This window comes from Streptomyces sp. NPDC088246, from assembly GCF_044741025.1.
Taxonomy (GTDB): Bacteria; Actinomycetota; Actinomycetes; order Streptomycetales; family Streptomycetaceae; genus Streptomyces.
The window spans coordinates 15169-32431 of the sequence record NZ_JBIURV010000051.1; the positions used below are offsets into that span (position 1 = coordinate 15169).

Below are 17263 nucleotides of genomic sequence, written 5' to 3' on the forward strand. Positions count from 1 at the left end.
AGCGCCCCGCGGTCACGGCCGCGCCCTGAACCCCCGTGGACGGCTCGTTCCCCCAAGCCCCCACGGCCCCAGCTCCCTGCACCCCCGTGTACAGGGACCCCGCCCACCACGGGGCGCCCGCCCCGGTGGCGATGCACATACGACCGGGAAGGACCCGGCCGTACGACACGAAGGAGAAACCACCATGACCCCGAAGCCCACCAACACACCCCAGGAGAAGGGCAGCGGCCTGGTCCGTGCCCGCAGGGCAATCCAGGCCGCCCGCGCCCGCGGCACCGGCCTGTCGGAGTCGGACGGCGGCGGCACCGGCCGCTCCGACGGCAACGACTAGGAGAAGCCACGGCGATGACCGTCCCGTTCATCGCGGAGTGTCTGGGCCAGGACTTCCTGGCCCAGACACTGGGCCGCGACTACCTGCACCTGCCCGGCACCCTCACGGAACCGACCGCCATGGCCTCCTTCGACACCCTCAACGACCTGATCGCGACACACCGGCTGGAACCGCCCCGGCTGCGGCTGTCCGCCGACGGCGAGGCCCTGCCCCAGCACCGCTACGCCACCCCGGTCACCACCCGCCGGGCAACCGTGTGGCAGCGGATCCACCCGGCCGAGCTGCACGAGCAGCTCGCCGAAGGCGCCTCCCTCGTCATCGACGCGATCGACGAACTCCACGAACCGATCGGTGACCTCGCAGCTGCCCTGGAGCGTCACCTGCGTACCCACATCCAGGTCAACGCCTACGCCTCCTGGACCGGCCGGGAAGGGTTCGGCACGCACTGGGACGACCACGACGTGATCGTCCTGCAGATCCAAGGCGCCAAGCGGTGGCGGATCTACGGGCCCACCCGCGAGAAGCCGATGTACCGGGACGTCACCGCCCCCGAGCCGCCCACCGGCGACCCGATTGCCGAACTCGTCCTCTGCGCGGGAGACCTGCTCTATCTGCCGCGCGGCACGTGGCACGCCGTCACCGCTGACCAGGGCACCCACTCCCTCCACCTGACCTGCGGCCTCACCCCGCACACCGGCGCCGACCTCATCACCTGGGCCGCCGACCGCCTCCGGGCCAGTACGACCGTCCGCGGAGACCTTCCCCTCCACGCCGCTCCCGACGAGCAGGCCGACTACCTCGCCGCCCTCCGCAAAGAGCTCGACGGCTTTTTCGACGAGCCTGACCTCCTCGATGCGTACGCGGCCGCCCGGGACGCCGAGGACCCCGGACGCATGCGGCCCTCCCTGCCCTGCCTCGGCGTCGTACCCGCGGACCGGGAGCTCATGGTGCGGCTCACCACCGCCCGCGCCCGCACCCAGCACGTGACCGTCGACGGCGAGCACCTCGTCCGGCTCACTGGAGCAGGGGTCGAGGTCGACCTCGACCCCGCCGCCGCCCCTCTCCTCGACAGCCTCCTCACCGCCCCGACATGGACGTCACTCGGCGCGCTCGCCGACACCACCGGACTGCCACCCGACGACGTCGCCACCGTGGTCCAGGAACTCGTCGCCGCACAGATCGCCGCCCTCCGAAGCAGGAGCGGCCGGTGACTGCGACGCTCGCGCTCGGCACCCACCGAATCCCGGCCGCAGACCTGACGGCCGCCGCCGAGCGCGCGGCCGCCGCCCCCGCACCGTGGATCGACACCGCCCCCAACTACACGAATGGCCAGGCCCACCGGCTCCTCGCCCCCGCCCTCCGGGCCCACCCGCAACTGCGGGTGGCGACCAAGGCGGGGTTCCTGACATCCGAAACCGCCCAGGCAGCACTCGAAGCCAGGGTCATCGACCCACCCGCCGCCCAGGCCCGGCACAGCCTCGCCGCTGCGTACGTGCACTGGCAGACCGAGCGGGCCCGGGCCGAACTCGGCCGCGACCGCCTCGACACGGTCTTCGTGCACAACCCCGAGCGCGCCCCGGACCTCGGGCGGCTGCACGGACAGCTCCGCGACGCCTTCATGGTCCTGGAGGAGCAGGCCGCATCCGGCCAGATCGGCACGTACGGCGTCGCCACCTGGACCGGCTTCAAAGACGCCCTGTTCACCGTCACGGACCTGGACGGGATCGCCCGCGAGGCCGCCGGCACCCCGAACCATCACCTCCGCACTGTCCAAATGCCGGTCAGCCTCGTCGAGCACACCGCCCTGCGACAGGCGTTGCGCGGACGAGGCCCGATTGCCCAAGCCGCCGACCGCGGATGGCACGTCCACGCCTCCGCACCCCTCCACGGAGGAACCCTCGCAGGACTCGACGACGACGCCGAACTCGCCAACCTGATCCGACCCGGCACCACCACCCCAGCAGCGTGCCTCACGGCCGCCGCCTCCTGCCCCGGCGTCACCAAGATTCTGCTGTCTACCACCGATGCGGAACACTGGCAGACCGCACTCGACGCGCTTGACCAGCCGCCTATTCCCACCGACACCCTGCGGAAGGCCCTCGATGTACTCGCCGCCACCTGACCCCACCGACGCCGAGCGCATGGCCACCGCCCACACCCGGGCGGCAGCCGCCCTCGGCGCCACCGCCTCCGGGCCGGCCGTCTGGGGCTACCAGGGCCGCACCCTCGGCCGCCACGCCACTCACCGCCTGCACGGTGCCTGCTGGCTCCGCCTCCAGGCTGCGCCCGCCGGAAAGGAAGGCGGAAAGCACTGGGAAGGTCAGGAACACGCGGCCCACCTCTTCCCGACCGTGCGGAAGCCGACCCTGCACGCGATCCGCGATGCCACGCTCGACGGTTACGCCTACCGCGCTGAGCTCTTCGACCGCGTCGACGACCCGGTCCTCTGCCCGGACGGCCCCGTCCTCCATCACGAACTCGACCTCCCCGACGTCTGGTTCAAGAGGCTGCGCGAGGACCTCGACACCATCGCCGCCACGGCCACCGACCGGGCCGCCGTGCGGCAGGAATGGATCGACCGCGCCGTGCCGCAGTTCACCGTTCGCCCGGCCCCGCAGATCACCGAATGGACCTGCGCCCACGGCGACCTGCACCTTGCCAACATCACCACGGGAGCGTTGATCCTCGACTGGGAGGGTTTCGGCTTGGCGCCGCGTGGCTGGGACGCCGCCCTGCTCTATGCCTACTCGCTTCTCGTCCCTGCGACCGCGGCCCGGATCCACACCGCGTTCGCCGACGTCCTCGACACCGAGACGGGCCGCACCGCCCAGCTCATTACGGCGGCCGACCTTCTGCAATCCTCATCCCGTGGAGACCACCCGGAGTTGACTGGGCCGCTCCGAGAGCTGGTTGCGACGCTGCCTTGACTTGGCCTCACCGCTTTGCACCGGCCGCCGACGCCTGGTCCAGAGGCCGGGCTCGGACACGTGCACTTCGTCGATGGGATCCATGCCCTCATCCGACGTCTGTCGCCCGATGCCGGTTCGCCTCCGATACCGGCATCACCCGCACCGGTGACCCGCGCCCTGCTTCCAGGAGTATGTGCCGTTCAGCCCAGTTGTCCTCCGGCTGCCACGTGCCGGAGAGCAGTGGAGTCGGAACTGTCCTGCCAGGTCCGGCGGCACGCTCTCGGAGCGGAATCCGTTGACGATTCATGGGGCCCTTCATGGGATCGAACATGCCGTACATTTCGAACCACTTTCGGCCCGGCGAACCAACGGTGCCCCGTGCTTGCGGCGAGCACCCCTACCCGCGTCCGACGGGCGGGTGGAACGCGGACAGCACCCGGCTGTACTCCTCTCACGGGCAGCTGCCCCTCCAGGGCGGACAGCACCCCGGCTGCTGCGGCCGGCCAGTCCTTCTGTTCCCCGTGTCGTCCACGAGCAGTAGCGTCACCTCGTGACGGTAGCGACCCGACCTGACCAGAACATTGGCTGTCACGAAGTACGGGATACCCCCGGCGCATCTGCGCCCGCACGCCCACGCGGCCCGGGATCGAGAGAGCGGGTCCGCGGCGTGAATGCCGGTCGCCATCGTGCAGGGATCACTGTTGGGTGTGGCGTTCCAGGTAGATGGAGGTGAACACGGCAACTTTGGCGCGCAGGGCCCAGGGATCGAAGGGCTTGCTGATGTAGTCGACGGCGCCGGCAGCGTATCCGCGGGCGGAGTGTTCAGAGTCCACGCCCATCGCGGTGAGGAAGATGATGGGGACGTCGCGGGTCCGGGGGCGGCGCTTGATGTGCGCGCATGTCTCGTAGCCGTCCATTTCCGGCATCTGTACGTCCATGATGATGACTGCGAAGTCGTCATGATCGAGCAGTGCTTTGAGCGCTTCTCGCCCGGAGGAGACGGTGACGAGTTCCTGATCGAGCGTAGCCAGGACCGCGGTCATCGCGAGCAGGTTGCCCGGCTGGTCGTCAACGATGAGGATCTTGGGCATGTCCTGGGGTGCGGTGACGGCGGGCAGTGAGGCTGTGGACTTCTCAACGGCGTCCAGCTGGCGTTCGAGCAGATTGCAGCGGCCTTCGGCTGCGGCACTCTGCGCCCGTGCCTCGCGGAGTTCCGACCCCAGCCGCTCCACTTCGAGTTGCAGCGCGTTGCGCTCTTGCAGGAGGCCGGAGACGTCGGGGTGGGCTGCCGCGAGCTCGTCCGCCCGCTTCCGCTCGGCACTACGGTCGGCCTCCAGCTGACTGAGGCGTACCTCCAGGTCCGCGATGCGATGCGTGCGGTCCAGCAAAGCGTCGCCCAGGACGTCGCCTCGGATGCTCGATCGCCGGGAGATCCGGTCGGCGTCGGCCAGCTGCTGCTCCAGGATCTCCACCGCGTGTTTGGGAGAGGACCCGGCGTCGACGGCAGACCCATACAGCCCGCGTACGAACTCGATGGCCTCGGTGGTGACTGCGGTTCCACGGTGCTCGGCGAGATCCGTGAAAAGGTCCGTGATCACCTGCCACGGGGGTAAACGGGTGCCGTTCAGGTAGCGCGAGAACGTCCCCGGATCACGCTGGCGCCGGGCCGCGTACCGGCGCACAGACACCTCCATCCCCTCGAACAGCTCCCGCAGGGCCTGGGCGAGAGCGCGGGAAGCATCCGTGAGATCGTCCCCCAACGGTCGCAGGTCACCCATTTCCCTCCCCCTCCCCGCCGTCGGCACCCGCGTGCTCGCGTTGCTGGCTCCCGCTGCTCTCGGTGTCGATGAGGCGGTTGAAGAAGGGAACCGCCAGTCCTGTGGCGGCAAGGCCCGCGAGCAGGCCGCGAGGCGTGCCTTCACCCGCGAGTGCGGTCAGCCCGCCCGCCGTCACGCCGGCGAGTAATGCGAGCAGGAACACCAGGGTCGTTCTCAGCGACAGCAGCGGCCGGTCCACCAAGACCTCCATTCATCCAACCCGCCGCACAGCAACGGGACTTATCACCCATCCAGCGGATTGCAAGAGGGGAATCACAGGATGACGGACCTGGGAACCGTTGCAGCCTGTAAACAGGGAACAGAAGCAACAGCGCTTCCTGTTGCCACCGCTCCGTCCGACCCGGCCATGGGCGTTCTGGCTGATCAAGGCCGTGGCGGACCTGCTCGTTGCTGGACCGTTGCGCTGCAACGTTGCTGACGTCCAGCCACGAGGAGTCGGCACTGGCGAGCAACGGGACGAGCTACGACATCCCGCGCACCGGATGGCGGCCGGACCTGCTGCCAGCCCTGGACCGAGCTGTGCACCTCACTGCTCGACCCGTTGGCCCCAACACCCTCAACCTGGCCCCGCAGGTCTCCAGCGGGGCCATCCGCTGTCTTTGCCTCGGGGAAGAGCCAGCCAGCGGACGAGGCAGCGCGGATTCCGGTCCGGCTACGGAGAAGCATTTCTCACTTCGCCGCTTCAGGAATGCCCGGCCGTCCCACGAAGCACCTCTCTGGCGCGGGCCACGAAGGCATCACAGGCCTGCTCCGCTACTTCACCTCGGGCGAGCATGTCGGCCTTATCAGCAGCGAAGAAGATCTCTCGGGTCTTCGCCTGGACCTCAGCAGCCTGCTCGCCGAGGCGCTGCGCCTGCGGGCCGAGGGCGACGAGGCGGAGCCGGAAGGCGCTGCTGCGGACCTCAACGTAGAGCCGGTACGACTCGGCCCGGGTTGCGAGGGTCGCCTCGGATTCGGGGACCGCATGATGGCTTGTCCACCGGTCATACTGTGCCCGTCGATAATCCTCCGCCAAGGCAATGAAGTCAGCACACGCGTCCAGGAGACGCTGGTGGCTTCGCTCGCGGTCGGCGCGGGCTCCGGTTTTCTCCTGGTAGCGGTGCGCGACAACGGCACCAAGCAGCGTTCCGATGACGGCGATAGCCGCCGCGATGATCCCCGACACAACGCCCAGCCCACCACCTGGCAGCAAGTGCCGGACAGAGCGCGAATCGGCCACCGTCCGGTGACCACCGGGGATCTCAGAGGACGGGCTGAAGGCAGCCGCCGAGGCTGTCCTTGCGGACCCCGCCACCAAGTGGGAGGAGTGCGGCGTATGGGTGTCGGACGGCCCGGCCGTGCTCATGGACTCCACAGAGGCGGGAGCCGAGTTGACCGTTGAGTATCCCGGTGGTGGGATGCCCGCTCAGGCACCAATCCCGCTGCCCACGGGCCGTTGGAGGGTCCGCGCCGTCCACACCGAGGCGGATGAGGAGAACCGGGTCGGCTTGGTCCAGCTCCTGCCTATCGACGCCTGACCGGGCAGTTACTTATCGGGAGGCGACACGGGCGGGGGATGCGGAACACTTCGCCGGGTGATCGTGATGCAGCCCGTCTTGGAGATATACGCACCTGACGGCTTCGACCTCTGGCCTGTCTCCGAGGTCGAGTCGTTTGGCTTTCTGCCTCTCAGCGGTGAGCTCTCACCCGCTGAGGTCGGGTCGGCGGTGATGCGCATCGCCAGCTGCAATGACATCGACCCCGACGGCAACCGCCCGCCTCGTCCGGCCGACGCACTTGATTCGTTCCTTCACGGACTGCTGACGTTCGACAACCTCTTCGCCGCCGGCGGCCTGCGGGTCACCGACAACTCCACAGGCGTCACCTTCCTGCCTGGCTGCTGTGATGGACTGGAGGACTGGCGCGACTGGCACCAGTTCATCGACGACGGCAGCCTGCTCGGTTTCGGCCACGACCCCGTGTCACCGGTTGCGGAGCACTTCGGCGACACCGTCCGGCTCACTGTCAACGCCGAGCAGAGCGACAGTCCGGTGATCGAGCTGTCCGTCGCCGAGCTCCGCAACCTGCTCGCCGGTGCCGAGCGCGACCTGGCCGACTTCCTAGCGCTGGCGGCCGATTGGGCCTCCAGGCACCTGCCTGGCTACTGCGCTGCCGTCACAGCCGCTCTTGCCCGCGTTGTCGACCTTCACGCGCCAGCCACACCGCCGGAGGCGTAGGACGGCAGGCCTGGCTTCGCCGACCAAGGCGGGGCCCTGGATTGTCATGGTGTGCGACGCGGTGAGCATGTTCGCGTGTGCCTTCCTGGGCACTTCGACGTGTACGCCGACAGGCCCCGCCCCGCCCCGCCGCGCTGCCACCGCGAAACGGGAGGGCTCGGGGCAGCATGGAAAGCGGAGCCCGCCCGGGAGCCCATCGCACATCGACCGGGCAGGCCGCTGATCTGCAGCCCGCCCCCGGTGCGTGCCGTGGGGCGCTCGCTGGAGGACAGCCCCGGTCAGCGTGCTCGCGCTGGGAGCGACGGCGAGGCCCTGCGAGAAGGCCTGGCGGGGCGGACGGGGTCGATGCCGAAGACAGTCACGTGGACGCCTCTGGCGTGCATCACGAGGGCAGGGCGGGCGTGGAGGGGGCCTGTTCACGGTTTCTTTCCTGGTGGCTGCAGGAAATGCTGGTTGGGAGCCTTCGCGGTGTCGGCGTGCTTGGCACGCGATCTTGCGGAGTGTGCCGCGAAGTGCCGTGCTGATAGAGGACGATAGCCATCGGCGGTCGTCAACGTGACGGCTCTGCTCGTAGGCAGGGAGGCCTGGATGCGGTTAGAGGTGCACTTGGAGTCGGGTGCGGGGGAGCTGCGTTCGTTGCAGGGCTGGCTGCGGTCGGATCCGGATGTGCGCAGGTCCGCTGTGACCGAGGTGCAGGGGAGTACGCCGCGGCCGGGGGAGATGGGCACGGCACTCGACGTGCTGCAGTTGGTGACGGGGAACGGGTGGAGCGCGGCATCGTTCGTGCTGGCGCTGGTGGCGTGGCGGCAGACCCGGCCGCAGCGGCCGCAGGTGGAGATCCGCCGTGGTGACACGGTCATCGTCCTCAGCGACTGCTCGCCCGAGGAGATCGAGCGGGCTACCCGAGCGCTGGACACCGCCGCGGACGAGGACCGGGACGCGTGAGTGTCCTGCCCGACCCGGGGGCCTCACGGGCGGTCCTGATCGGCACGAGCCGCTACGAGCACCTGGAGCAGCTGCCGGCCGTCTCGAACAACCTGACCGCCCTCGCCAGCCTCCTGACCGGCCCGCTGTCCCTGCGCATGCCCGCCTCGCACGTGACCGTCGTCGAGAACCCGCCCGCCCCGGCCACGGTGATGGACCCGCTGCGCCAGGCGGCTGCCGAGGCCACCGACACGCTGCTCGTCTACTACGCCGGCCACGGCCTCATCGACCCCCACGACACGCTCGCTCTGGCCATGCCGCACACGCAGCCGGACCGGATCGAGACCAGCCTGAACTACGACTGGCTGCGCCAGATCCTCCTGAACTCCCGGGCACAGCGGCACATCGTCCTCCTCGACTGCTGCTATAGCGGCCTCGCCCTCGGCAGGATGAGCGGATCCCAAGGACTCGCCGACCATGCCGCAGTCGAAGGCACCTTCCTCCTCGCAGCCTCCGCCGAGACCCGCACTGCCCTGGCACCAATCGGCGACACCCACACAGCCTTCACCAGTGCACTGCTCGACACGCTGCGCCACGGCATCCCCGGCGGCCCGCCGCTGCTCGACTTGGAGACCGTCTACCACCACCTGCGCCTGACCCTGGAAGCTCGGGGACATCCTGTTCCTCAGGCCAGGAACCGCAACAGCGGCGCCCGGGTAGCGCTCGCGCGAAACCACGCAGACCTTCCCGCCGCCCCGGTCCCTGCGGCAGCCGGCCCCGAGCCCGACCACCGCCTATGGCCCGACCCAACCTCGATCCGCACCGTCACGGGCTTCTTCACAAGCCTCGCGGGCGTGCGAGAGGCAAGCGGGCTAACCCAGCAGGAGGTCAGCCGCCGCTCAGCCGGACACATCTCCACAGGCACCGTCAGCAGACTGGTCAACCGCGACACGCTCCCCGCCACCTGGACCACCACAGCCGCTTACCTGTCCGCCTGCGGCGTACCCGACGACCAGATCCGGCAATGGCACAGCGCCTGGCAGGAACTGCGCCGCAACCCGGCCACAACCCAGGAGACGCGTGCCAAAGCGCCCGCCGAAGACAACGCTGCACCCGGAAAGGCACGGCAGCGGCTCTCTGGTTTCTGGCGCGGCCGCGGTCACTGACCAGGATCAGCCGAAGCCGAAACTCCCGACGGGCGGGGCTGAGGGGCTTTCTGTGTGTCGTCGGAGTCGTTCCCGACCAGGGTGTTCCACCCGGCGATGGCCACGATGCAGAGCACCAGGATCACGCCCGCGGACGGCTTCTTCCACCGGCTCGAGGCCGAGGATGGCTTCACATAGTGAGCTGCCCGGTAGTACCCCTTGCGCTGCTGTGCCACAGCTCCACATCCCCCGAACCGACCGGCTGACTGACGCAGCAAGTCTTCCAGTAGCGCTCCGGGTCCGCTTCCGAACAGCCAAGCACGTCCGAATTCCGACGCTTGACCAGTAGATCTCGTCATTGACTTAGACACTTCCCGAACGCCGCGCGCCTACAGCCCGCGAGACGATCACCGTCGACGGCGAACACGTCAGGATTGGCCCCTTCGCCGGCCCCCAGGGAGCCGTCGCACTGCTGCTCTTCGACGACGACTGCGTCCCCGGAGTCGTGCCCGCCTTCGAACGCCTGGCCCGCGAAACCGTCCCCGACCATCTACTGGCCACAGCGCCACCACGCGTCCTGGCATCACGACTGATCCCAGGAACAGCTAAAGGCATTCCCACAGTCGCTCACCTGCTACCTGCCCACCTTCACCTCTCCATCCGTCGCACAAGCCACCCCTGAACTGATCACAACCGTGCGCGCAGCCCGTACCCACCTGGCGGCTGGCGGCCGGCGGCCGGCGCACCGCAACCGTCCAGACGTGGGACGCCGTGCGCAGAGCATTCCGGCAAAGTGCAGGCGGCGCCCTGCCGGCAATTCAGCGCATCGAACGCGGCGCCACATCGACTGGTCTGCGGATGCGTATCCTTTTGCACGACCTGCTCAGAGTCGACATTGACGACCCGGCAGAATGGAATGCTCTGACGGAGCGCCTGCGAGAGGTAGTGCCGCAGCTCGCAGAGGTTCCGCCCGCCTCTTCGCGCCGCCTTGACGACCTCCTGCGCCACATCCCACGGCCCGCCCCGCCAGCAGAACCAGCCATGGACGCTGCAGCCCCGATGATGTCGGTGGCCACCTCCATCCAGCGCGCCAAGGACGAGACGCACGCAGCAACCCTCATCCTCGAATGCCTCGAATGCCTCGACAGCCGCGGACGCAAGTACGACGTGTACGAGACACTCGCACTGGTGGCGCAGTCGAAAGACGTGGCCGATGTCTCGCCCACCCTGCGCAAAGCGGCTCAGCTGCTCTTCGTGGGGATCACCCGCCCCACTCATCTGCTGGCTCTTGCCAACCGCCCAACTCCTCAAGCGCTTCCTTTAACGCGAACGTAGTGCTCCGACCGCTCGGGAGACGATCACCGTGGACGGCGAGAACGTCAGGATCGGTCCGTGGTTCGCTAAGAACTCCTAACGAAATGATCTTCGAGGTGGTTGGATCATTCCGGGACTGGTGATCCGGGGGTGTGGGGTGGCTCGGCCGAAGCCGTGGGAGGTCGATGACGAGTTGTGGGCGGTGATCGAGCCGCTGTTGCCCAAGGTCGAGCGTCGGACCCGGCACCCGGGGCGCAAGCGGCATCCGGACCGGCTTGTGTTCCAGGGCATCCTGTTCGTGCTGCACACCGGGATCGCCTGGGAACATCTGCCGCAGGAGCTCGGCTTCGGCTCGGGCATGACCTGTTGGCGGCGGCTGGCCGAGTGGACCGAGGCCGGTGTGTGGCCCCGGCTGCACGAGGCCCTCCTCGTCAGGCTCCGCAGGGCGAACGCCCTGGACTTCTCCCGGGCGGCGGTCGACGGCTCCCATATCCGGGCGTTAAAAGGGGCCACAAGACCGGACGAAGCCCTGTTGACCGGGGCAGAGCGGGCAGCAAGCACCATCTGATCACCGATGCCACCGGCATCCCGCTCGCCGCCACCTTGACCGGCGGCAACCGCAACGACGTCACCCAGCTGATCCCACTGCTCCAGGCCGTGCCGCCCGTACGGGGCAAGCGGGGCCGGCCCCGTTGCCGCCCCGACGTGGTGCTGGGTGATCGCGGCTACGACCATGACAAGTGCCGCCGTCTCGTCTGGGGCCTCGGCGTGAAGCCGCTAATCGCCCGCCGCGGCATCGAGCACGGCACCGGCCTGGGCAAGCAACGCTGGGTTGTAGAGCGCGCGTTCGCCCACCTGCACTGGTTCCGCCGACTGCGGATCCGCTGGGAGATCCGCGACGACATCCACGAAGCCTTCCTCACCCTCGGATGCGCACTCATCTGCTGGCGTCGACTGCGCGCTCTGCGGACCGATACCGTGGGCTAGTTAGCCGCCGCTAGCCGGTTAAGAACTTCCTTGGGGGTGAAGCTCCAGCCGACCAGGCGCGGCCCGCTCCAGTTGATGCCGATCACGAGTCCATCTCGGGCGGCATCGGGCAGTACACGAGCGCACCAGGTGTCCAAGGGCATGGACTCAATGCGGAGCCCACGCCCCCAGATCTTCGCTGCCCTCTGGGCGCGGGGCGAGGTCGACCAGAAGGGAAGACTTCGCGTGCCGTCCGCGGAGAGGGAAGTTGGGCTTCCGTCGTCGTCCCGGACAAGCCAGACCACTCGGCTCTGGCGGACGTCTCGGAAGAATGCTGCCGCTTGCGAACCACTTTGACTCATGACCACCGAGCCTAACGTTCCCCGCCACTCATTTCGTTAGATGTTCTTACCCGGCGGCCCCAGCCACTCCTCGTTGCTCGCTCGCACTGTGTCGCCGAACATATGGCAAGGAGCCGCGCCTGCCAGGCACGGTGAAGCTTCCTCAGCTTTGACTAATCAAGCTGCTCCACGAATTGCAGTATCCCGGGACGCCACATTTCTTCCCAGGATCGACGAAGCTCCTCGCTGTGAGCAGTTACGGGGTACAGATTTGCAGGCAATTGTATGGCTGCAATGCGGATAGCCATACTTTGGTCGCGCTCCACATTGCAGCCCGAACTCACGACGATCGCCCCGTGCCCTCGGATGGCGTCAGGTGCGGGCACTTCCCGCATCGACGGACCCGAGCAGTCCAGCCACGACGTCACCGGCCCCGTCTCACCCGGTTCTGATCCCGCGAGTTGACTAACGAAGATCACGAAGAGGTACGGTCGCTGCTCCGTCCAGGCACTGCACGACTGTGGGACTTCGCGCCACTTTTTGGCACGGTTCTTTCTGCGTAGTCCTTCTTCCTGCCGCCAGGGCACTACCCAGAAGGAGTGATCACTCGATGCCCGCCCGGCGCTGCGGGCAGCCGTTCGGACCTTCGGGCACTGCAACTCGTCGTACGATGTGCCGGCGATGAACTCCTGGGCTGAACTCAATGCCGCCCGTACCGCGGCGTGGGGGTCACGCAGGTCCAGTTCGGCGTACCAGGCCCACGAATCCTGCCGCCGCTCGTGGAACTGGGCGAACTCGCGGGGGAGAGCTGCGAAGTATCCCTGTCGGATCCCAGTACCCGCGGGCCGTACGTCGGCCGGGTCCAGACCCTCACGGGCAGAGGCCCGGTTGTTGCCGTCACGCAGGAACCGGCTGCTGTCGCTCAGGCCCTCGATATCGTCCGGAAGCGGCGGAACCGTCACCTCTTCCAGCGCTGCGAGGCGCTCTTCCAGCTCGTCGTCCGTGACGAGCTCGTCGGCCGCGGCAAACGCTTCACCGTCGTCTGCCGACTGAAGGCGCTGCCACAGGAGGAAGCCAGACTCAACTGTTTTTCCGTAGCCGACGCCGCCAGGCTGATCGTCGCCCCTGAAGTTGATGAAGGTCTCGCCCATCACTGCTCCTCCGCGTCCTTCTTCACCAGGATGTCCAGCTTCCTCTTCGCACGGCTGAGCCGGACCCGCACCGCTCCCGGGGACGTACGGAGCGCGACGGCCTGGTCCTGGCTACTTTCTCCACACGCGTCCATGACGATGACTTTCTGGTCATCCGGCGACAATTGGGCGATCAGTTCGGTCATCCGGGCGAGCCCTACGCCGCTCTCCGGCTCTCCGCGTGCCGGGGCCGGCAAATGTGCCATCTGCTCTGAAGGGTCGCAAAGGAGTTCCTGAGCGCGCTTCTTCTCCCGGCGTAGGTGGTCAAGGAACCGCTTGCAGACCCGGTCCCAGAGGAAGCCCTCCGGATCCTCGATCTCGTCCCACTTCTGGGATGTCTCCGTGTAGGCGACGGACAGAACATCTTCGGCGTCCGGCCGCGAAACGCCTGTCTTCCTCATCAGACGGCGCAGGGTCCTGTTGTAGGAAGCTCGAAAAAAAGCGGCGAACTCATCGGGCCTCCCTGGCGCTCCATTGCTCACAGCTCCCTGGCTCCGTCATCTGTTGCTCGGTCCGGCTGCGCGAAGGGCACGCAGGAGGAGCCCGCTCGGACCCGCTCATACGGAGTGGACGCGCCACGGTCCCCGGTTGTTACACCGCCGGGTGACGAAGTTTGAGCGGAGCCCGAGACGATCTACGGCCGCCCAGTTCAAGAGGGCCGGAGTGTAACGAGACGGTGGGCTTCGTCGTCTGTCTGGGGCAACGGCCCACACCGGCACCAGCCGACACCGCCCAGGATCATCCCGGGCGTGGGCCGCACGGTCCTGACCCGTTGGAGAGCACCTCGTGTCCACGCTCACGCTTCTCGTTGTCCTGCTGCTCGTGCTGGTCGGCCTCATTGTCTTCGTCGGCCTCGCCTACCTCGTGCACCACCACCCGGCATGGGCCGAGCCGTTGGTCGTCGCCCTGGGGGGCGTGACACTGATGGGCATGGCCATCGGGCTGATCATCACCCGATGAGCACGTCTCCCCGGCCACACCAACCTGTACCGAGAACGATGCTCAACGCAGCCCAGCCACGCCCCAGGCTGTGGCGATGACGCTTTCGACTGCGAGGTCGGTGGTGCCCGGTGTCTCAGCAAGTGCGGCTCGGTGCCGCAGGCTACCGAGTGCCAGCGGCTGGTTGTACCAGTGGAGCCCGGGCCTCTGCGCTCGACCGGTGCTGTCGGTGCCGGCCTCTAGGCTGCCGGGCATGGCCCGCTCCTGGACACGACTGCACGAGCACCTCGGTGCCGCCCCTGGATCGCTGGACTTCGGCATGATCCGGCCCGGGACTTCTGGTCCGGCGCTCTGGTCGAGCTCCACGTCCGGGACGACGGCACCGCGGCCGGCACCTTCCGCGGCGGCGCCTCGTACATGCCGATGCGCTCGCACCGCACAGTCGGCCCCCACCAGGTCGACCCGGCGGCAGACACCACTCGCAGCGCAGGGCTGGACCCGGCACAGAGTCTCTCCCTCGGGTTCGCGCTCTACGCCGGGGCCGACTGCCCGGCATGCGCCTTACACACACGGACACCTCTGCCGGTGTACAGGTATGGGCGAGCCGCGAGGACGGCGCCGCCGCCACCGCATCCACCGGGGAAGACGTCTGGCAGTACGGCCCAGGGTTCTTGTGGGAGGAGATCGAGCAGGCTTGGCTGGAGTACGCGGCACTCGGGCACCCGGATGCCGAACAGTTCGGGCTGACCGTGACCGTTCAGGGACAGCAGGTCTGGCTCCGCGATCCGCACGAGGTCATCGAGCCTGCCAGGCAGTAAATCCATAGCATCATGCGGCTTCGGGACGGTCGCGGGAGATCCCGCCAAGCCCGATTCCGAGGCTGGGCGATGACGAGAAGGACGGCATGGCGCCAGGCCTCCGCGGGCCGACCTGCCAACGGAGGCCTGATCTGTATTCCCAGCGCCGGGCTAGCCTCCGGCGATCTCGTGGGCCGCTTCGTCGATGGCTGCTTCGTAGTCGTCATCGTCGAGGATCGGCGTACGCGTAGCGGCACGACGGCTGAGATTGGCGAGATGGACGAGCACATCCTCTTCTGAGATGTCCCGGTCGAAGTCGTATGCGTCGATGTGGGCTCCGGCGTTGGGCCTCATCGTGTGCCTCCCTCGCGAAAATCGTGACCGAGCGCGTCCTTAAGATCCCTACGTGCGGCACTGAGTCGGCTCTTCACTGTTCCGGGTGGGATCTGCAAGACATCTGCGATGTACGCCACGGAGTGCTGAAGGACGTAGTGCATGACGAAGCACTCGCGCTTGTCCCTGGTCAGGTTCCCTATGGCGGCGTGGACGGCCACCTTCTCCACCGTCGCGGTCGCCGGGTTCAGGTCCTCGCATGGCACATCCAGGGCAGCAGGCCCCAGAGGCCCTGCCGAGCGCTTGGCCTGGATCCGCTGTGCCTTGATGACGACGCGCCGACCGGTGAGAACTACCCAGCCCACCGGATTGGGGTGTTCACAGAGATCTGGCCAGCTGCGGAGGGCCATCTCGAAGGCATGGCTGGCAGCGTCCTGCGCCAGCTCCCAGTCATTTGCTCGTGCGTTGAGGATGCGGCAGACGGATGGAAAGTGCGTCTTGAAGAAGAGGGCGAAATCATCTCCCACTTCCGCATGCGGGGGCGGCGGCTCGTCGACTTCCGGGGCCACGTCGCGGGGCTTCTCCGGAGCCACGCTGAGGGGTTCTTGTGTATCCGGGATGCCGACGGCACAGCGGAACGATTCCAGGAGGCTGTTGGTGAGCGACGGCGTGAGCGGTGAGGACTCGGCCTCGGCCAGGAGGCCGGAAGAGCAGCGGTCCTCGAACAGGACAACCAGGTTCTCCGGGTGACCGTATCGAGAAGGCCACACGAACCCCTGTGCCCAGGGGTTGTCCCGGCGAAGCAACGCAGCCCAGGCCCGCGAGGGAGCACCTCCGTCGGACATGACGAGCTCACTTGACGCCCCCACGCTCGCGAGAGCGAAGGCATTGGTCAGGTCAAGGAGAGCCAGTGGCTCAGTGGTCCGCAACTGGGACAGGCGGCGTCCGTGAATTGCTGCCAGGGGGATTATGCGTGCACCACTCTCGCTGAAGGGAAGGGTGCGCACCACTGCCTCTGCGAGAGCCACCGCAGGGGCGAACGCTGCATAGAGGAAGGGGTAGGGGTCCTCAGGGGTCGCGTCGAAACGCCCGCCCGAGAAGGGACTCGCGAGCAGAGGATTGAAGGCGGTCGAAGCGCGCCTTTCGTGGTGGACCCTGTGGAGCGGAGTGCCCGCGGGAACTTGCAGAGCCTGCCCGCCCAGATGCCGTGGCGGAGGGGGAAAGACAGACATGAATCACTGCTCCTCGGTGCCACGGCCGATGGCCTGCCGGACACCGGGAGGAGCCAGAGGCGCAGCGGTGAGGCGCTCCCGGGCCAGCCCACCCATGATGACACCAGCCGAATGCCCTGGGGCAGGAACACTGATCTCCAGAACACTGCCGTCAGCCCGCTGATCATAGATCCTGCCGCCCTGCTGAAGAGCCGTTGGAACCGTGAGCAGCGTCGTACGCCGCTCACGTTCGAACTTCGCGGCGTTTCTCCCCCCAAGCCAAGCCGTGATCGTGTGCCACAGCCCGCCCGTACGCCCCCTCAGAGTGCCGCCCGCGACCGACAGCGCTGTTTGGATTCCTTCAAAGACCATGTCCGCTCCAGGAGTGTCTGTTGACTGCCTTCACTCCGGTAAGGCGCCGCGCCCTCGGATGGTTCAAATGAATTTCTTGGAAGTCGCACGACCGACCCTTCCCGCCCTCCGAGCGCCCTCGCCGCTCGGGGCGCGGTCCGGCCGGCCCAGGACTGAAAGCCTCGCGATGGTCGCCTGCGGGTGGTTCACAGCGTGGCTCCTGCCGTATGGACGTCCACCACTCGCGCCTCTGCAGACATGCTCGGGTCGGCCAGGCCGGCGCGAAGCACCCAGGACAGACAATCGAAGGCACCACTGCGCCCCGACGTCTGAGATTCAAAGGCGCTACTGCGCCCTGTCCATAGATTCCTTGCAAGCGACACACTCGTCGTCATAGGGCCCAACCGAACGGGAGGCTTTCGCTAGTTCGGTGACGGTGACGGTGACGGTGCTGGAGC

At 67.8% G+C, this 17263-nt stretch carries 21 protein-coding genes and 1 pseudogene; 13 read left to right on the forward strand and 9 right to left on the reverse strand.

The genetic code is table 11. The features are described from left to right. The first annotated feature begins 184 nt into the window (after positions 1-184). The 4 genes from ACIPEK_RS38415 to ACIPEK_RS38430 are packed head-to-tail and all read left to right on the forward strand — an operon-like array spanning position 185 to position 3258. Positions 185-331 carry a hypothetical protein gene (locus tag ACIPEK_RS38415; RefSeq protein ID WP_402006209.1) on the forward strand — a complete coding sequence of 49 codons (147 nt, stop codon included), beginning with the start codon at positions 185-187 and terminating at the stop codon, positions 329-331. Between the two features lie 14 nt (positions 332-345). Beyond that, positions 346-1542: a cupin domain-containing protein gene (locus ACIPEK_RS38420; RefSeq protein ID WP_402006212.1), complete on the forward strand. Its 1197-nt coding sequence runs from the start codon at positions 346-348 to the stop codon at positions 1540-1542. Then, positions 1539-2453, forward strand: a complete 915-nt coding sequence (locus tag ACIPEK_RS38425) for an aldo/keto reductase (RefSeq protein ID WP_402006215.1) — start codon at positions 1539-1541, stop codon at positions 2451-2453. Before ACIPEK_RS38420 ends, ACIPEK_RS38425 begins: the two co-directional genes overlap by 4 nt. A 19-nt stretch (positions 2454-2472) precedes the next feature. After that, positions 2473-3258 carry a hypothetical protein gene (locus ACIPEK_RS38430; protein WP_402006218.1) on the forward strand — a complete coding sequence of 262 codons (786 nt, stop codon included), beginning with the start codon at positions 2473-2475 and terminating at the stop codon, positions 3256-3258. 677 nt (positions 3259-3935) lie between these two features. Here ACIPEK_RS38430 and ACIPEK_RS38435 read toward each other — a convergent pair. From ACIPEK_RS38435 to ACIPEK_RS38445, 3 genes are all read right to left on the reverse strand, one after another. Beyond that, positions 3936-5018, reverse strand: coding sequence for a response regulator (locus ACIPEK_RS38435; RefSeq protein WP_402006221.1), 1083 nt, complete (start codon positions 5016-5018; stop codon positions 3936-3938). Next, the gene (locus tag ACIPEK_RS38440) at positions 5011-5256 is read right to left on the reverse strand and encodes a hypothetical protein (RefSeq protein ID WP_402006224.1); all 246 of its coding nucleotides are present in this window, start codon (positions 5254-5256) and stop codon (positions 5011-5013) included. The genes ACIPEK_RS38435 and ACIPEK_RS38440 overlap by 8 nt, the downstream gene beginning before the upstream one ends. Positions 5257-5760: 504 nt before the next feature. Further along, positions 5761-6243: a hypothetical protein gene (locus tag ACIPEK_RS38445; protein WP_402006227.1), complete on the reverse strand. Its 483-nt coding sequence runs from the start codon at positions 6241-6243 to the stop codon at positions 5761-5763. Positions 6244-6331: 88 nt separating this feature from the next. On the opposite strand from ACIPEK_RS38445, the gene ACIPEK_RS38450 reads away from it, so the two are divergent. The 7 genes from ACIPEK_RS38450 to ACIPEK_RS38480 all read left to right on the forward strand — a co-directional run bounded on the left by ACIPEK_RS38450 (position 6332) and on the right by ACIPEK_RS38480 (position 11664). After that, a complete protein-coding gene (locus ACIPEK_RS38450; protein ID WP_402006279.1) occupies positions 6332-6595 on the forward strand; it encodes an Imm21 family immunity protein in 264 nt (87 codons plus the stop codon). A 66-nt stretch (positions 6596-6661) separates the two neighbouring features. Continuing rightward, positions 6662-7294, forward strand: a complete 633-nt coding sequence (locus ACIPEK_RS38455; protein ID WP_402006282.1) for a hypothetical protein — start codon at positions 6662-6664, stop codon at positions 7292-7294. A gap of 588 nt (positions 7295-7882) precedes the next feature. Then, positions 7883-8239: a hypothetical protein gene (locus tag ACIPEK_RS38460; RefSeq protein ID WP_402006230.1), complete on the forward strand. Its 357-nt coding sequence runs from the start codon at positions 7883-7885 to the stop codon at positions 8237-8239. Then, positions 8236-9384 carry a caspase family protein gene (locus tag ACIPEK_RS38465; RefSeq protein WP_402006233.1) on the forward strand — a complete coding sequence of 383 codons (1149 nt, stop codon included), beginning with the start codon at positions 8236-8238 and terminating at the stop codon, positions 9382-9384. The genes ACIPEK_RS38460 and ACIPEK_RS38465 overlap by 4 nt, the downstream gene beginning before the upstream one ends. A gap of 54 nt (positions 9385-9438) precedes the next feature. Then, a complete protein-coding gene (locus ACIPEK_RS38470) occupies positions 9439-9561 on the forward strand; it encodes a hypothetical protein (protein ID WP_402006236.1) in 123 nt (40 codons plus the stop codon). A gap of 843 nt (positions 9562-10404) precedes the next feature. Beyond that, the gene (locus ACIPEK_RS38475; RefSeq protein ID WP_402006239.1) at positions 10405-10698 is read left to right on the forward strand and encodes a hypothetical protein; all 294 of its coding nucleotides are present in this window, start codon (positions 10405-10407) and stop codon (positions 10696-10698) included. Between the two features lie 136 nt (positions 10699-10834). After that, positions 10835-11664 (forward strand): IS5 family transposase gene (locus ACIPEK_RS38480; protein ID WP_402006242.1). Its coding sequence is split into 2 segments (ribosomal slippage): positions 10835-11161 and positions 11164-11664, totalling 828 coding nucleotides; the frame shifts between segments, so codons are not numbered across the junction. Here the strand turns inward: ACIPEK_RS38480 and ACIPEK_RS38485 are convergent. The 3 genes from ACIPEK_RS38485 to ACIPEK_RS38495 form a co-directional block, all read right to left on the reverse strand. Then, positions 11661-12005: a DUF2750 domain-containing protein gene (locus tag ACIPEK_RS38485; RefSeq protein ID WP_402006245.1), complete on the reverse strand. Its 345-nt coding sequence runs from the start codon at positions 12003-12005 to the stop codon at positions 11661-11663. The genes ACIPEK_RS38480 and ACIPEK_RS38485 overlap by 4 nt on opposite strands. A gap of 152 nt (positions 12006-12157) precedes the next feature. Beyond that, positions 12158-13135: a hypothetical protein gene (locus tag ACIPEK_RS38490; RefSeq protein WP_402006248.1), complete on the reverse strand. Its 978-nt coding sequence runs from the start codon at positions 13133-13135 to the stop codon at positions 12158-12160. Then, the gene (locus ACIPEK_RS38495) at positions 13135-13575 is read right to left on the reverse strand and encodes an RNA polymerase sigma factor (RefSeq protein WP_402006250.1); all 441 of its coding nucleotides are present in this window, start codon (positions 13573-13575) and stop codon (positions 13135-13137) included. The genes ACIPEK_RS38490 and ACIPEK_RS38495 overlap by 1 nt, the downstream gene beginning before the upstream one ends. 385 nt (positions 13576-13960) lie before the next feature. Between ACIPEK_RS38495 and ACIPEK_RS38500 the strand changes: the two genes are divergently transcribed. Next, positions 13961-14134, forward strand: coding sequence for a hypothetical protein (locus ACIPEK_RS38500; RefSeq protein WP_402006252.1), 174 nt, complete (start codon positions 13961-13963; stop codon positions 14132-14134). Positions 14135-14176: 42 nt separating this feature from the next. Here ACIPEK_RS38500 and ACIPEK_RS38505 read toward each other — a convergent pair whose 3' ends face one another. Further along, complete coding sequence (locus tag ACIPEK_RS38505; protein ID WP_402006255.1) at positions 14177-14368, reverse strand: hypothetical protein; 192 nt, start codon at positions 14366-14368, stop codon at positions 14177-14179. A 72-nt stretch (positions 14369-14440) separates the two neighbouring features. Between ACIPEK_RS38505 and ACIPEK_RS38510 the strand changes: the two are divergent. Continuing rightward, a pseudogene (locus tag ACIPEK_RS38510) lies at positions 14441-14931 on the forward strand (methyltransferase); the annotation flags it as partial. Between the two features lie 150 nt (positions 14932-15081). On the opposite strand, the gene ACIPEK_RS38515 reads toward ACIPEK_RS38510, so the two are convergent. Together ACIPEK_RS38515 and ACIPEK_RS38520 are read right to left on the reverse strand one after the other, a co-directional pair. Beyond that, on the reverse strand, positions 15082-15264 hold the full coding sequence (locus tag ACIPEK_RS38515; protein WP_402006258.1) for a hypothetical protein: 183 nt from the start codon (positions 15262-15264) through the stop codon (positions 15082-15084). After that, positions 15261-16475: an RES domain-containing protein gene (locus ACIPEK_RS38520; protein WP_402006261.1), complete on the reverse strand. Its 1215-nt coding sequence runs from the start codon at positions 16473-16475 to the stop codon at positions 15261-15263. Before ACIPEK_RS38520 ends, ACIPEK_RS38515 begins: the two co-directional genes overlap by 4 nt. Positions 16476-17263: the final 788 nt, after the last annotated feature.

Excerpts from the sequence above, each read along its gene's own strand:
- ACIPEK_RS38455 (WP_402006282.1), top strand. The coding sequence starts at position 6,662 with ATGCAGCCCGTCTTGGAGATATACGCACCTGACGGCTTCGACCTCTGG.
- ACIPEK_RS38415 (WP_402006209.1), top strand. The coding sequence starts at position 185 with ATGACCCCGAAGCCCACCAACACACCCCAGGAGAAGGGCAGCGGCCTG.
- ACIPEK_RS38430 (WP_402006218.1), top strand. The coding sequence starts at position 2,473 with ATGGCCACCGCCCACACCCGGGCGGCAGCCGCCCTCGGCGCCACCGCC.
- ACIPEK_RS38490 (WP_402006248.1), bottom strand. The coding sequence starts at position 13,135 with ATGGGCGAGACCTTCATCAACTTCAGGGGCGACGATCAGCCTGGCGGC.
- ACIPEK_RS38520 (WP_402006261.1), bottom strand. The coding sequence starts at position 16,475 with ATGTCTGTCTTTCCCCCTCCGCCACGGCATCTGGGCGGGCAGGCTCTG.
- ACIPEK_RS38435 (WP_402006221.1), bottom strand. The coding sequence starts at position 5,018 with ATGGGTGACCTGCGACCGTTGGGGGACGATCTCACGGATGCTTCCCGC.
- ACIPEK_RS38495 (WP_402006250.1), bottom strand. The coding sequence starts at position 13,575 with ATGAGGAAGACAGGCGTTTCGCGGCCGGACGCCGAAGATGTTCTGTCC.
- ACIPEK_RS38485 (WP_402006245.1), bottom strand. The coding sequence starts at position 12,005 with ATGAGTCAAAGTGGTTCGCAAGCGGCAGCATTCTTCCGAGACGTCCGC.
- ACIPEK_RS38420 (WP_402006212.1), top strand. The coding sequence starts at position 346 with ATGACCGTCCCGTTCATCGCGGAGTGTCTGGGCCAGGACTTCCTGGCC.
- ACIPEK_RS38475 (WP_402006239.1), top strand. The coding sequence starts at position 10,405 with ATGGACGCTGCAGCCCCGATGATGTCGGTGGCCACCTCCATCCAGCGC.
- ACIPEK_RS38505 (WP_402006255.1), bottom strand. The coding sequence starts at position 14,368 with ATGCCCGGCAGCCTAGAGGCCGGCACCGACAGCACCGGTCGAGCGCAG.
- ACIPEK_RS38460 (WP_402006230.1), top strand. The coding sequence starts at position 7,883 with ATGCGGTTAGAGGTGCACTTGGAGTCGGGTGCGGGGGAGCTGCGTTCG.
- ACIPEK_RS38515 (WP_402006258.1), bottom strand. The coding sequence starts at position 15,264 with ATGAGGCCCAACGCCGGAGCCCACATCGACGCATACGACTTCGACCGG.